The 12,942-nt window shown below is 46.2% G+C and carries 16 protein-coding genes; 1 reads left to right on the top strand and 15 read right to left on the bottom strand.

Annotated features, from left to right (window positions below; all coding sequences use genetic code 11):
* Positions 1 to 65: 65 nt before the first annotated feature.
* The 10 genes from BM278_RS09445 to BM278_RS09400 form a co-directional block, all read right to left on the bottom strand.
* Entirely contained in the window at positions 66 to 1,247 is a 1,182-nt protein-coding gene (locus BM278_RS09445; protein WP_090949235.1) for a D-alanyl-D-alanine carboxypeptidase family protein, read from the bottom strand.
* 198 nt (positions 1,248 to 1,445) lie between these two features.
* Positions 1,446 to 2,747 carry a pyrimidine-nucleoside phosphorylase gene (locus BM278_RS09440; protein ID WP_090949233.1) on the bottom strand — a complete coding sequence of 434 codons (1,302 nt, stop codon included), beginning with the start codon at positions 2,745 to 2,747 and terminating at the stop codon, positions 1,446 to 1,448.
* Between the two features lie 5 nt (positions 2,748 to 2,752).
* Positions 2,753 to 3,586, bottom strand: coding sequence for a purine-nucleoside phosphorylase (locus tag BM278_RS09435; protein WP_090949231.1), 834 nt, complete (start codon positions 3,584 to 3,586; stop codon positions 2,753 to 2,755).
* A gap of 12 nt (positions 3,587 to 3,598) precedes the next feature.
* On the bottom strand, positions 3,599 to 4,780 hold the full coding sequence (gene deoB / locus BM278_RS09430) for a phosphopentomutase (protein ID WP_090949229.1): 1,182 nt from the start codon (positions 4,778 to 4,780) through the stop codon (positions 3,599 to 3,601).
* 201 nt (positions 4,781 to 4,981) lie between these two features.
* On the bottom strand, positions 4,982 to 5,878 hold the full coding sequence (gene xerD, locus BM278_RS09425; RefSeq protein WP_090949326.1) for a site-specific tyrosine recombinase XerD: 897 nt from the start codon (positions 5,876 to 5,878) through the stop codon (positions 4,982 to 4,984).
* A 7-nt stretch (positions 5,879 to 5,885) separates the two neighbouring features.
* The gene (locus BM278_RS09420) at positions 5,886 to 6,098 is read right to left on the bottom strand and encodes a YqzK family protein (RefSeq protein WP_090949227.1); all 213 of its coding nucleotides are present in this window, start codon (positions 6,096 to 6,098) and stop codon (positions 5,886 to 5,888) included.
* Between the two features lie 103 nt (positions 6,099 to 6,201).
* Positions 6,202 to 6,669, bottom strand: a complete 468-nt coding sequence (fur, locus tag BM278_RS09415) for a ferric iron uptake transcriptional regulator (RefSeq protein ID WP_090949225.1) — start codon at positions 6,667 to 6,669, stop codon at positions 6,202 to 6,204.
* A 108-nt stretch (positions 6,670 to 6,777) separates the two neighbouring features.
* The gene (gene spoIIM, locus BM278_RS09410) at positions 6,778 to 7,425 is read right to left on the bottom strand and encodes a stage II sporulation protein M (RefSeq protein WP_208601790.1); all 648 of its coding nucleotides are present in this window, start codon (positions 7,423 to 7,425) and stop codon (positions 6,778 to 6,780) included.
* Between the two features lie 99 nt (positions 7,426 to 7,524).
* Complete coding sequence (locus BM278_RS09405) at positions 7,525 to 8,688, bottom strand: endonuclease Q family protein (RefSeq protein WP_090949221.1); 1,164 nt, start codon at positions 8,686 to 8,688, stop codon at positions 7,525 to 7,527.
* Positions 8,681 to 9,241 carry an NUDIX domain-containing protein gene (locus BM278_RS09400; protein ID WP_090949220.1) on the bottom strand — a complete coding sequence of 187 codons (561 nt, stop codon included), beginning with the start codon at positions 9,239 to 9,241 and terminating at the stop codon, positions 8,681 to 8,683. The genes BM278_RS09405 and BM278_RS09400 overlap by 8 nt, the downstream gene beginning before the upstream one ends.
* Before the next feature lie 117 nt (positions 9,242 to 9,358).
* Here BM278_RS09400 and BM278_RS09395 point away from each other — a divergent pair, with 117 nt between their 5' ends.
* Entirely contained in the window at positions 9,359 to 10,279 is a 921-nt protein-coding gene (locus BM278_RS09395; RefSeq protein WP_090949324.1) for an aldo/keto reductase, read from the top strand.
* Between the two features lie 19 nt (positions 10,280 to 10,298).
* On the opposite strand, the gene BM278_RS09390 is transcribed toward BM278_RS09395, so the two are convergent.
* From BM278_RS09390 to BM278_RS09370, 5 genes are all read right to left on the bottom strand, one after another.
* The gene (locus tag BM278_RS09390) at positions 10,299 to 11,486 is read right to left on the bottom strand and encodes a CynX/NimT family MFS transporter (protein ID WP_013876672.1); all 1,188 of its coding nucleotides are present in this window, start codon (positions 11,484 to 11,486) and stop codon (positions 10,299 to 10,301) included.
* A 160-nt stretch (positions 11,487 to 11,646) separates the two neighbouring features.
* Positions 11,647 to 11,889 (bottom strand): YqkE family protein, encoded by a 243-nt coding sequence (locus BM278_RS09385; protein WP_090949218.1) that lies wholly within the window; start codon positions 11,887 to 11,889, stop codon positions 11,647 to 11,649.
* Positions 11,890 to 11,967: 78 nt separating this feature from the next.
* Entirely contained in the window at positions 11,968 to 12,207 is a 240-nt protein-coding gene (locus BM278_RS09380; protein WP_090949216.1) for a YqkC family protein, read from the bottom strand.
* A complete protein-coding gene (locus BM278_RS09375) occupies positions 12,197 to 12,535 on the bottom strand; it encodes an iron-sulfur cluster biosynthesis family protein (RefSeq protein WP_090949214.1) in 339 nt (112 codons plus the stop codon). Before BM278_RS09375 ends, BM278_RS09380 begins: the two co-directional genes overlap by 11 nt.
* Positions 12,536 to 12,685: 150 nt before the next feature.
* Positions 12,686 to 12,942, bottom strand: a 257-nt coding sequence (locus tag BM278_RS09370) for a zinc ribbon domain-containing protein (RefSeq protein ID WP_143093434.1), incomplete at its 5' end; no start/stop codon positions are given.

The following is a 12,942-nucleotide window of genomic DNA, read 5'->3' as shown; positions in this document are numbered from 1 at the left end:
GCCTGATGACAAAACTAGTGGCGATTCGCTAAAAGTAGAAAAGCACATTGCAAAAGCTGACATGTTTATGCAGATTTCGTAAAATTTTGCAACGTCCGCTTAAACAAGTCCCACCAGCTTGCTTCTGCCACATTTTCTTTCGCGACGATTGGACTCCGCAGCAATTCTTTTCCATCTTGCTTCAAAACCAAGACGCCAAGTTCTTCTCCTTTTTTAATTGGCGCTTTGACGTTTTCTTTCACTTTCATCACTTTTTCGATTTGGTCAATCGATTGCCCTTTTTTCGTCAATACGGAGATTGGCTCAGAGGTAACAAGCGCAATCGCTTTTTTCTTTCCTTTGCTTACATTGACATGAGCGACAACTTCGTTCCGTTTATAGACTGGATGTGTTTTATATTGACTGAACGCATAATCGAGCATCCTTGTAATTTGCGCGTTTCGTTCCTTTGGCGTCGGCGCTCCGAATACGACGGCAATGACGCGCATTCCGTTCTTTTTCGCCGTCGCTGTTAAGCAATATTTCGCTTCGCTTGTAAATCCGGTTTTTAATCCGTCCACCCCGGGATAAAATTTAACGAGTCGATTCGTATTCACAAGCCAAAATTTTTTATCGGTGTTTTCTCGCAAATAATCCTCGTATTTACCCGTATATTTTGTAATATCCTCGTATTTTAGCAGTTCACGCGCCATCATCGCCATATCATGCGCGCTGCTATAATGCCCTTCGGCAGGAAGTCCTGTCGCGTTTTGAAACGAAGTGTTTTTCAAACCAAGTTCCTTCGCTTTTTTATTCATCATCTCGACAAAAGCTTCTTCCGATCCGGCGATCCGCTCCGCCATAGCAACTGACGCGTCATTGCCCGAACCGATCGCGATGCCGCGCAATAGTTCATCGACCGTCATTTCTTCACCAGGCTCCAAAAAGATTTGCGATCCGCCCATCGATGCAGCGTACTCGCTCGCCCGTACTTTTTCCTTATAAGAAAGTTCTCCTTTATCGATCGCCTCCATAATGAGAAGCATTGTCATGATTTTCGTCATGCTGGCCGGCGGCAGCTTTTCATGAGCGTTTTTTTCATACAGGACAGCCCCGGTATCACGCTCAATTAAAATGGCGGACTTTGCCTCATCGGCAAGTTCCATCCCGCGCGTTTTTGGCTTTTTTTCTTCCGCATGAACGTTTATAGAAATTGACAACAGACAAACAGATGAAAAAAGGAGTAAACGAATCAATAACTTCTTCATCTCCCAAACCTCCATTCTTTATACATGCCATTTTTTCCAAATGAGATATTTTTATACAGTATCAACAACGAATTTCCATAGATTTTGCCCATAAAAAATGAGGGTGTCCCAAAATAATAGGACACCCTTCTCTGTTACCATATATACGAAGATCGCTATTCCGTTTGTCGTCAAATAACCGTTTGAATCAGTCTCTTTTTATGAAATCGTTTCGTATATAAGCGTCGGTTTGGCAACAGGAACTTGGGAGATGCGGATGCTTCTGGCGAGCTTTTGTTTGACTTCTTCAACATTTTCCGTATTGCTGTAAATCGTAACAAGCGATTCCCCTTTTTTCACCAGATCGCCGACCTTTTTATGCAAAACGAGGCCGACAGAAAGATCGATCGTCGCTTCTTTTGTCGCCCGTCCCGCTCCAAGCAGCATCGCCGCCGTTCCGACTTCGTCGGCGACAATTTCCGCGACATACCCATCTTCCGGCGCCTCAAGCTCCCATTGGTATTTCGCTTGCGGCAGTTTCGTTGGATCATCGACAACCGATGCGTCGCCGCCTTGCGCGTTGAGAAACACTTTAAACGTTTCTAGCGCTTTTCCTTCTTGAATCGACGTTTCCAGCAATGCGCGCGCTTCGTCTAATGAAGGCGCTTTTTCCGCCAAATATACCATGTAGCTTCCAAGCGTCAAACATAGTTCTTGCAAATCTTCTGGACCTCTTCCTTTGAGCGTATCGATCGCTTCTTTCACTTCGAGCGCGTTGCCGACCGCATATCCGAGCGGCTGGCTCATGTCGGAAATCACCGCCATCGTTTTCCGGCCGACGCGCTTGCCGATTTCGACCATCGCTGTTGCGAGCCGCTTCGCTCCTTCGAAATCTTTCATAAACGCGCCGGAGCCTGTTTTCACATCTAACACAATCGCGTCGGCGCCAGCGGCAATTTTTTTGCTCATAATCGACGAAGCGATGAGCGGAATGCTGTCTACCGTCGCCGTGACGTCACGGAGCGCGTACAGCTTTTTATCAGCAGGCGTTAAATTGCCGGTCTGTCCGATAATCGCGATTTTGTTTTTATTGACAAGCTCAATGAATTGATCGTTATCGATTTCCACATGAAACCCTGGAACCGATTCTAGTTTATCAATCGTCCCGCCGGTATGGCCGAGCCCCCTCCCTGACATTTTCGCGACAGGCACGCCGACGGAAGCGACGAGCGGACCTAACACAAGCGTCGTCGTATCGCCGACGCCGCCCGTTGAATGCTTGTCAACTTTAATTCCTTCGATTTTCGATAAATCGATAACATCTCCGGAGCGGGCCATCGCCATCGTCAACGCCGCCGTTTCTTCTTCCGTCATGCCGCGGAAAAACACCGCCATCGCGAACGCGCTCATTTGATAATCGGGAATGTCCCCATTCGTGTAGCCGCGAACAATAAATTCAATTTCCTCGTTCGTAAGCGCGCGGCCGTCCCGCTTTTTTGCAATTAAATCGACCATTCTCATGCGCATCACCTTTTTTCATTTTTCGCCATTTCGGCGACAATCGCTTTGACTAGCCGCAAAAAGTTTGCTTTTGCTTTTTCCGTCGTTTCGATCACTTCATCATGCGTAAGCGGCTGATTGGAAATCCCCGCCGCCATATTGGAAATGCAAGAAATACCTAATACTTCCATTTGGGCATGGCGTGCGACAATCACTTCCGGCACTGTCGACATGCCGACCGCATCGCCGCCAATCGCGCGAATCATGCGGATTTCCGCCGGTGTTTCGTATGAAGGTCCGCTATTGGCGACATACACTCCTTCTTGAACCGGAATATCGAGCTGTTTCGCCACCTGTTTCGCTAGCTCGCGCAAACGTCTGCTATACGCTTCCGTCATATCCGGGAAGCGGACGCCAAGTTCGGGATCATTCGGACCGATTAACGGGTTGACTCCCATATTATTGATATGGTCCGTAATAATCATTAAATCTCCCGGTTGAAAACGTTTATTCACACCTCCTGCCGCGTTTGTTACGATCAGCTCTTTAACGCCAATCGCTTTCATGACGCGGACCGGGAATGTCACCTGATCCAAGCGGTACCCTTCGTAATAATGAAAACGGCCTTGCATGGCGACAACGGTCGCTCCTTCAAGCTGGCCGTAAACGAGCCTGCCTGCATGCCCTTCCACCGTGGACACGGGAAACCCTGGAATTTGCTCGTACGGAATTTTCACCGCCTGTTCCATTTCATCGGCAAGAACGCCAAGGCCCGAACCAAGGATTAAACCGATGCGAGGAGGTGTCGGAAATTTTTCCTGCAAATAACGAGCTGCTTTTTCTATCGCCTGTTTATTCATGATTTGATCCCCCTATTTCAAATCGGCTAAAAAGCTTGTTCCGTGCGGTGGCATCTTCACATGGAAATTATCGGCGATCGTCGCGCCGACATCGGCAAATGTTTCGCGAAGCGGCAGTTCTTTCCCGCCGCTCATGCTTGGACTATAGACAAGCAGCGGCACGTATTCGCGCGTATGGTCCGTACCGTGATGAACCGGGTCGTTTCCATGGTCCGCCGTAATGATAAGCAAATCGTCATTTTTCAAAAGCGGAAATACGTCGGAAAGACGGGCGTCAAACTCCTCAAGCGCGTCCCCATATCCTTTTGGGTCGCGGCGATGCCCGTACATCGCGTCAAAGTCAACGAGATTGACAAAGCTTAGCCCCGTAAAGTCCATTTTCAGCGTGTCTACCAACTTATCCATTCCGTCCATATTCGATTTTGTCCGCAGCGATTTTGTAACTCCTTCGTTATCGTAAATATCGGAAATTTTTCCGATCGCGATCACTTCATATCCAGCGTCTTTCAATTCGTTCATTACCGTGCGACCAAACGGTTTTAACGCATAGTCATGCCGGTTCGCCGTACGTTGGAAATTGCCCGGCGTGCCAATGAACGGGCGCGCGATGACGCGGCCAACCATATATTTTTCATCAAGCGTCAATTCGCGGGCGATTTGGCAAATACGGTACAGCTCCTCAAGAGGCACAATTTCTTCATGAGCGGCAATTTGCAACACGGAATCGGCCGAAGTATAAACAATGATCGCCCCTGTTTCCATATGTTCTTTGCCAAGTTCCTCAATAATCGCCGTACCGCTTGCCGGCTTGTTGCCAATGACTTTTCGGCCCGTTCGTTTTTCTAATTCGTCGATCAGCTCTTTTGGAAATCCGTTTGGAAACACGCGAAACGGTTTATCAATACAAAGCCCCATAATTTCCCAGTGCCCTGTCATCGTATCTTTTCCAGCAGACGCTTCTTGCATTTTCGTATAATAAGCAAGCGGCTTTTCCACTTTTGGAATGCCTTTGATTTCGCGAATGTTGCTTAAGCCGAGCTTTGCCATATTCGGCATGCATAGCCCGCCGCGATGCTCGGCGATATGACCAAGCGTATCCGCGCCTTGATCATTATATTTTTCGGCATCTGGCGCCGCGCCAATGCCGACGGAGTCCATCACAATCAAAAATACCCGTTTGTATGTATGGCTCATTATCATAATGCCTCCTGTCTTCATAACGTGATCTTTCTTTTTATCATTCCCGAAACATTGATGAAAACGCGTAAACATCGTACTCGTCAGAAGTCTGACAACTATATTATAAAACGTTTTCATTACAACATCAATAAAAAAATCCCAAAAATTAACTTAAAAAACCCGCTTAGCAATAAGCGGGTAGTGTTACCATCGAAACTATGCGCGCGGGTGAAATTGCTTATATACATCTTTTAAGCGCGTTTTCGTTACATGAGTATAAATTTGCGTCGTCGAAATATCGGCATGGCCTAGCAGTTCTTGTACGGCGCGCAAATCAGCACCGTTTTCAAGCAGATGTGTGGCAAACGAATGCCGTAGCGTGTGCGGCGTCAATTCTTTTTCGATGTTTGCTTCTTTGGCGAGTTTTTTTAAAATTTTCCAAAACCCTTGCCGCGTTAAGCGATCCCCATAATGATTTAAAAACAACGCATCGGTTGTCCGCTTTTTCGGGTTTATTAACTTTGGCCGCGCTGTTTCCAAATATGCTTTTAACGCATCCAACGCCATGCTGCCGACCGGAACGATTCTTTCTTTATTTCCCTTTCCGTAGCAGCGGACAAAACCCATCGTCAAATGCACGTCGGAAAGATTCAAATTTACAAGTTCGCTAACGCGCATTCCCGTCGCATACAGCAATTCAATCATCGCCTTATCGCGGATGCCGATTGGCGTATTCGTTTTCGGCGCATCTAAAAGCGCCTCCACTTCTTCGAGCGACAACACCTTCGGCAACGTCCGCTCCATTTGCGGCGATTCGATATGCACGGACGGATCTTGTTCCACTACTTTTTCACGAAGAAGAAATTGGTGAAACGAGCGGATCGACGCGATATGGCGCGCGATCGTCTTCGGAGAGTTTCCTTTTTCTTTTAAAAACTTTAAAAATTGCATAATATGAAGACGCGACACGTCGTTCCACGACTGAATTTGCTCGACATGGCGCAAATAGTGCGCGTATTTTTTCAAATCTCTTTCATAAGAAACGACCGTATTTTTCGCCAAATTTCGTTCTACCGTCAAATAATGAAGAAAATCTTTCAATTCATGTTCCAACATCCCACTACTCCCCATTGCGATAAAAAAATAGTAACCGATCGATCCATTCGAATGACTGGTTTTCCGTTGTCGACACTTTCACCGCTGATCCATGCGGCTCATCATAGCGGTGGTAATTCTCGTATTCTCGATTGAACCATACAAGACTATAATAAAATAAAAGCGTGCACCCCGTAAATAAAAGAAATACTTTTATCATCTGCCATACTGCTTTCATGGCTATTCCTCCTCATTTCGTCGTTACTATGAGGATATGCCATGTTTTTTTTCTTTTATACCATAAAAAAACCTTTCCCATCGGAAAAGGTTTTTTCGCTCTTTTATTCTTTTTGATTTTGTTCTTCCGCGTGCTTTTGCTGGCAACGATAACAAATTCCATGAAACGTTAAACGGTGGTCTTTAATTTTAAACTTCCAGTCCCGTTCGACAATTTCTTCTACTTCCTCCAATAAATCTTCTTGAATTTCCGCTACTGACCCACATTCAATACAAACTAAATGATGGTGAAAGTGAGCCGCCCCTTCTTTGCGCAGATCGTAGCGAGATACACCATCCCCAAAGTTGATTTTATCGACAATTTTTAGTTCTGTTAACAACTCGAGCGTCCGGTATACAGTAGCCAATCCGATTTCTGGAGATTTTTCTTTAACGAGGAGGTAGACGTCTTCTGCGCTTAAATGATCTTCTTCATGTTCTAACAAGACACGTACTGTCGCTTCCCGCTGCGGTGTCAATTTATAGCCAGCGGTATGCAATTGCTTCTTAATTCGGTCGATTCGATCTTCCATCTTTCATTCCCTCCCACGTCATTCAACTACCATTATAACAAAAGAAAGAGGGAAGTATCAAAATAAAATTATTATTATAAAAGAACGAAAATGATTATTATATAATAATTATTTACCTCCGACCATTTCAATGACCTGTTTCATCAATAACGGGGATACGTACGCCTCAAGAGACGAGGAAACGAGCAAGCTTACGCTAATCAACATCATTACTATCGTATAGCGCATAATCATCGGAAAAACTGGCTCATGCCTTCGCTTCATAAATTGATTGCGCACCATTTGCAGGGAAAAGGAAATTGAAATGGCTCCCATCACCAAAAAAGCTGGAATGATAATGAAATTTTGCGGCATTACGGACACAAAAGATAATAAAAACCCTTGCCATCCCATTTGGTTCACTAAAAATCCGACAGTAAACCCGACGACGATTCCTTTTAAAAATAATAAAACGAAAATAATCGGCAGCCCTATCACCGAAATGCCCAACACCCACATGAAAGCGACATATTTCAAATTATGGAAGTAGCTTTGCTGGAACATATCGTGGGCGCCGGCAATATTTCCTTTCGATACTTGTCCAAAAAATTGCGTTAAATAATAGTACAAATCTTGCTTTTGTCCGAAGTTCAAGCTGTTGACAACGATCGCGCCAAAAATCACTCCCATTAAAAATAGCACAATCACAAATAAATACACAGACGCATGCTCGCGCATATGTAAGGCGATCACTGATTTTACTGGATGTCTTCTCATCATCTTCTTCCCCCTATCACCCTCTTAGTAGATTGTATGAGACATTTTTCGATGTATGACTTATTTGCAAGAAAAGAAAGAATAACAAAAAAATCGCTTCTATTCCGAAGCGATTTTTCCGTATTTTCCGCCGCCCCCTGCTTGAATCGAAAGCTCTCCGTTGCGGGCGAGCATGATGAGTTTTGCAAGTTTTTCTCCTACGCTCTCTTTCAATTCTTCTTCCGTTGCCTGATGGAGTACGTGCATTTCCGTGCCAAAGCGAGCGAGCAATTTTTCATATGTTTTCGCGCCAAGCCCTGGAATAAACTCAAGCGGCACTTGATAAATATACGGCGGTCGCTTTGGCGGGGTTCCACCTGTTTTTAGCTCTTGAAGGCGATCAAACACACCTTTAATTTGCCGGTGGTGGCCGCATGATGGACATCGTTTTTCCCGGGGATCCATCGGTTGGAAACATCGTTCACACGTCGTTTGATGGTACTTTCCCAGTTTCGGATTTAAGCCGTAGTTGGCGACTATCATTCTTCCTTCCCGTTTTTGCAACGCTTTTTTCAATTCGGCAAACGTCGGGGCGTTCATGCGGATCACTTGGTATTCGCGCGCCAGTTTTCGCAGCGAATGAGCGTCCGAATTGGAAAGATACGGATAGCGATGCAACTCGGCAATTTGGTCAGCCATTTTCGTATCTGCGCTTAACCCTAGTTCGATCGCGTCAATCAAATCAGGATCAAACACTTCCGTTAAACTTTTTTTCACCCCTTTGCCATACAAGCTTTTAAATGGCGTAAACGCATGCGCTGGAACAAATAAACCGCCTAATTGTTTTACAACCGCCTGTAATTCGCGTCCGGTTCCGTACATGCGCTGCGAACTAAGGGAAATATTTTTCACGCGCCCTTGTAGCCATAGAGAAAAGGCGCGCATCGCCTCGATCGTCGGCAAAAACACAAGCACATGAATAGGCCCTTGGCAATGTTCATCATATACTTCGATTTCGCTTCCTAACAATAATGTCACCGAACCGATCGCGACGCCGCCGCCATCGTGCTCTTTCCATCCTTTTTCTTTCACTCCCCGTTCCAATTCATCAAGCACTTCCGGAACATGGCAGTCGATGATGCCGACCATATGTAATCCTTTTACATGCGCTGCCTCGTGTAAAATATTTGTGAGCGTTAACGTTTTTGCGCCTGTGATTTTTACCGGTCGAAAAGATGCGGTGCGGCCGAGATGAATATGCAAATCGACGTAATAGTTACGCATTTTCTTCTCCCATAGCGCGGCGCAATTGCAAATATTGCAGCGCATATGCGGTTTTTGCGTCATAAATCTCGCATTTTTCCAGCATCTCAAGCGCCTCTTCCAATGTCACTTCTAATATGTCGACAAATTCATCTTCATCGAGCGACGCGGCGTTTTCGATTTTCGTTAACCCTTCCGCTACATATAAGTGAATTAATTCATCGGCAAATCCTGGGGATGTGTAAAATGACGCGATGTGGTGCAGCGAACGAGCACGGTAGCCTGTTTCTTCTTCCAATTCCCGGTGCGCAGTTGCGAGCGGCTCCTCCCCTTTTTCCAACTTCCCCGCTGGAATTTCTACTAACACGCGCTCAAGCGCTTTGCGATATTGCCGTACGAGCACCAGCTTTCCTTCATTTGTAATCGGAATAATCGCCACTGCGCCTGGATGCTTGATCACTTCCCGCTTGCTCGTCTTTCCGTTTGGCAGCTGCACATCTTCGACATATAATTGGACAACTTTACCGCTAAAGATTTTTTCTTTGCGAATCGTTTTTTCGATTAAATGGTCCATCTTCTTCTCTCCCATCTAATGATTGATATCGCTTTTTTTATTGTACTATATCATTTGAGCAAGTTTCACTTTCCGTTGTACAATGTAAAAAACGATTTTCAAAAAGGAGGAAAAACGATGCAAAAACGGCGCATTGGTTCGTCAGATTTATATGTCAGCGAAATCGGGCTCGGCTGCATGTCGCTTGGCACGGATGAAAAAAAAGCGATCCGCATTATTCATGAAGCGCTAGAACGCGGCATTAACTATTTAGACACGGCCGACCTTTACGACCGCGGATTAAATGAAGAATTTGTCGGAAAGGCGATCAAAGGAAAACGCGATCAAGTCATCCTTGCGACAAAAGTCGGCAACCGTTGGGAAGCCGGAAAAGACGGATGGTTTTGGGATCCATCGAAAAAATACATTAAATCGGAAGTAAAAGAAAGTTTGCGCCGCCTGCAAACCGACTACATCGACTTGTATCAGCTCCACGGCGGCACGATTGATGACCCGATCGATGAAACGATTGAAGCGTTCGAAGAGTTAAAACAAGAAGGAGTGATCCGCTATTACGGCATTTCTTCGATTCGTCCAAACGTCATTCGCGAATACGTAAAACGGTCAAACATCGTTAGCGTCATGATGCAATACAGCCTGCTCGACCGCCGTCCGGAAGAATGGTTCCCGCTGCTGCGTGAACACAACATCAGCGTTATCGCCCGCGGACCTGTCGCGAAAGGATTGCTCACAGAACGGCCGTTAGAGGCGGCAAGCGCTTCTGTCAAAGAAAGCGGTTATCTTGATTATACATACGAAGAATTGCAAACATTGATTCCAAAGTTAAAAGCGAAAACGGCCGGGCACCGTTCATTCACGGCAACGGCGCTGCAGTTTTGCTTATATGATCCGGTCGTCGCCGCCGCCATTCCAGGGGCAAGCAGCATCGAACAGCTCATTGAAAACATAAACGCCGCTTCCGCTCCACGCTTAACGAAGGAAGAATATGAATGGCTCCGTCAGCATACGAAAGCTTCGGTATACAACATGCATCGGTGACGGCCTTTCCGCGCCGCCATTACGCTTCCGTCACATAGCGGTCTTTCGCCGCACCAATGCCAACCAATAATAGAAAAACGGAAACGACCAACAGTAAAAAGAGCGGCAACGTCCATCCTTTTGTTATATCGTAAAGCGAGCCAAACAGCGGCGGTCCGAAAGCGGCAAGCAAATAACCGAATGATTGCGCCATCGCCGACAAATCCGCCGCTTGCATGGCGTTTCGCGAACGAAGCGCAAATAGCATCATCGCCAAAGAAAAAGCAAAGCCGGCTCCTATTCCTAGCATTACCGCCCATAGCCAAACGAGCGATGGACTTCCGAACAAAAAGCCGCCAATTCCCGCCGCTTTTAACATAAACGTCGCCCATACAAGCGGCGTTTGTGTTTTCATTTTCTCGGCAATGACCGGAACGATAAACATAAACGGCAGTTGCGCGAATTGGAATAAAAACAACGCCCATCCCGACATCTCTGGATTCATGCCTTTATCTTGCAACATCGCTGGAAGCCATGTAATAAGCGAGTAAAACAATAAAGACTGCAATCCCATAAACAACGTCACTTGCCAAGCAAGGCGCGATTTCCATAACGATCTTCGCTTGCTGCCGTCTGGCCGCGATGAAGCTTTTTTCCGGCTGCGGAGTTGCAGCGCCCATAACGTCAATGCGACGACCGTTAGCACCGCCCAACAACTAAGCGATCCTCTCCAGCCAAAGCCAGTTGCTGATGCGAGCGGAACGCTCAATCCGGACGCGAGCGCTCCCGACAAGTTCATCGCGACCGTATACACTCCGGTCATCCAGCCAACGTAATTAGCAAATTTTTCCTTCACGAGCGCTGGCATTAATACATTATCGACGGCAATCGCAGCACCAATCAATATCGTACCGATAAAAAGAAGGGAAACGCTGCCGAGAGGGCGAAAAAGATGCCCTGCCAACAAAAAAAGAAGCGAAACGAATAAAACGATTTCCATTCCAAACGTTCTAGCGAGGCGTGACGCAAACGGCGACAAGACGGCAAACGCAAGCAACGGAACCGTCGTCAATATGCCGGCGGCCGTGTTGGAAAGTCCGAGATCTTCGCGGATGAATGGCACAAGCGGTCCGACCGACGTAATCGGCGCGCGAAGGTTCGCGGCGAGAAAAATAACGCTGATAATTGACATTATCAACGCCGCTTTGGTAGTAGAACGCGCTTCCATAACAATCCCCTTTCTTTCCAATTCACCACTAGACTTATAGACGTCCACACCATCGAAAGCAATGGAATGATGGCTGTGTTCCTTTGTCTATCTTCGCTTTAATGGCTCCTGCCAAAAGCAAACCTCCTAAAAACCTGCAACGCAAAACATAAAATGAAATTTACTTAAAATTCCGCCAATCTAAATCGCTTTCATTCAGCAGTTCTGCAAACGTTTTTTGTTCTTCGCGTTTGCGCCGCTCCTCGCGCTTCCGTGCTTCTTCTTCCTCTTTCCGGCGCTGTTCCTGCCGCTCCCATTCCCGTTTCTTCTCCTTCAGTTTAGCGAACAATTCCTCATTTAAACGCTCCTTCAACGTAAAGGATTCGTCCGTTCGTTTTACTTGATTTTTTTGCCGTTTATCCACACAAATCCCTCCATGAAAATATTGTGATTCTTGCATGATAAAATTAAAGATAAAACCGTAACCCGAATGGTTACGGTTTTATAACACTTCCGTAATATTAGGCATGTGCTTATCCATCCACGCTACCGCTTCGTCGAGTGTGGCAAATTCTTTTGTTTCAAACGTCATTTCATTCTGCAAAAGCCAGACGTCCTTTGGCTCTTGATAGACGCCGGCAATCGACCAATGCAGCAAACTGTACGGATCGTTTTCATGCAAAAACGACACCCATGTTTTTTGCTTCGCTACGTTTGCGATTTGCTTAAGCTTATCGTTCACATTGCTCACTCGCTTTTACAAGCGGCATGCGCGGACTTAAAATTTGCCCGGGGCTTTTCAATTGAAAACAGCCGATTCCTTCAACAACGTCAATCGTCATCGTGTCGTCATAAAAGACAAGGCGGGACTTTTCAAGCAAAACAGGAACGAAATTCGTTTCGACCGCAATGTCATCATCATCCGCTTCGTCGACTAACGCTAACGCAATCACGCCGTTGACAAGGCATCCACATCCATCTGTGTCATATTTTAGCTTTAACATTCCCCCCGTTTGCGTTAAAATAGGGGTAAGCTGTTCGATCGCTTTATCCGTAAATGTAATATTCACGCCGCATAATGCTCCTTTTCTTCATGTTTCCACTCCTATTGTACCTACATTGGCTAGTTGTGTCAAAAATAAAAAGGAGGAATGGATGATGGCAAAAGTGCAAATTAAAGTCAACTACCCAACGGCTAAAGCCGTGGGCTTGCAGCTAGCCTAATTGGCTGCCGCGTTCGGCTGGTTGACAGCAGCCCTGCGGATGTTTTCCGCAGCCACGTTGTCGGCAGGGGCAGCGTACCCACAAGCTCGACAACAAAACTGATCCCTTGACGGTCTGTTTTCTTTGGCCACATGTCCGCAAACCGGACAGGTGCGGGAAGTATTTTTTGGATGAACCAATACCACCGGCACGCCAGCGATCGCCGCTTTATACTCAATAAACTTTCTCAACTGATAAAAAGACCAAGAAGAGT

Source organism: Parageobacillus thermantarcticus, assembly GCF_900111865.1.
Taxonomy (GTDB): domain Bacteria; phylum Bacillota; class Bacilli; order Bacillales; family Anoxybacillaceae; genus Parageobacillus; species Parageobacillus thermantarcticus.
This window is presented reverse-complemented; position numbering and strand designations above follow the sequence as displayed.

Excerpts from the sequence above, each read along its gene's own strand:
- BM278_RS09445 (WP_090949235.1), bottom strand. The coding sequence starts at position 1,247 with ATGAAGAAGTTATTGATTCGTTTACTCCTTTTTTCATCTGTTTGTCTG.
- BM278_RS09440 (WP_090949233.1), bottom strand. The coding sequence starts at position 2,747 with ATGAGAATGGTCGATTTAATTGCAAAAAAGCGGGACGGCCGCGCGCTT.
- BM278_RS09435 (WP_090949231.1), bottom strand. The coding sequence starts at position 3,586 with ATGAATAAACAGGCGATAGAAAAAGCAGCTCGTTATTTGCAGGAAAAA.
- deoB (WP_090949229.1), bottom strand. The coding sequence starts at position 4,780 with ATGAGCCATACATACAAACGGGTATTTTTGATTGTGATGGACTCCGTC.
- BM278_RS09420 (WP_090949227.1), bottom strand. The coding sequence starts at position 6,098 with ATGAAAGCAGTATGGCAGATGATAAAAGTATTTCTTTTATTTACGGGG.
- fur (WP_090949225.1), bottom strand. The coding sequence starts at position 6,669 with ATGGAAGATCGAATCGACCGAATTAAGAAGCAATTGCATACCGCTGGC.
- spoIIM (WP_208601790.1), bottom strand. The coding sequence starts at position 7,425 with ATGAGAAGACATCCAGTAAAATCAGTGATCGCCTTACATATGCGCGAG.
- BM278_RS09405 (WP_090949221.1), bottom strand. The coding sequence starts at position 8,688 with ATGCGTAACTATTACGTCGATTTGCATATTCATCTCGGCCGCACCGCA.
- BM278_RS09400 (WP_090949220.1), bottom strand. The coding sequence starts at position 9,241 with ATGGACCATTTAATCGAAAAAACGATTCGCAAAGAAAAAATCTTTAGC.
- BM278_RS09395 (WP_090949324.1), top strand. The coding sequence starts at position 9,359 with ATGCAAAAACGGCGCATTGGTTCGTCAGATTTATATGTCAGCGAAATC.
- BM278_RS09390 (WP_013876672.1), bottom strand. The coding sequence starts at position 11,486 with ATGGAAGCGCGTTCTACTACCAAAGCGGCGTTGATAATGTCAATTATC.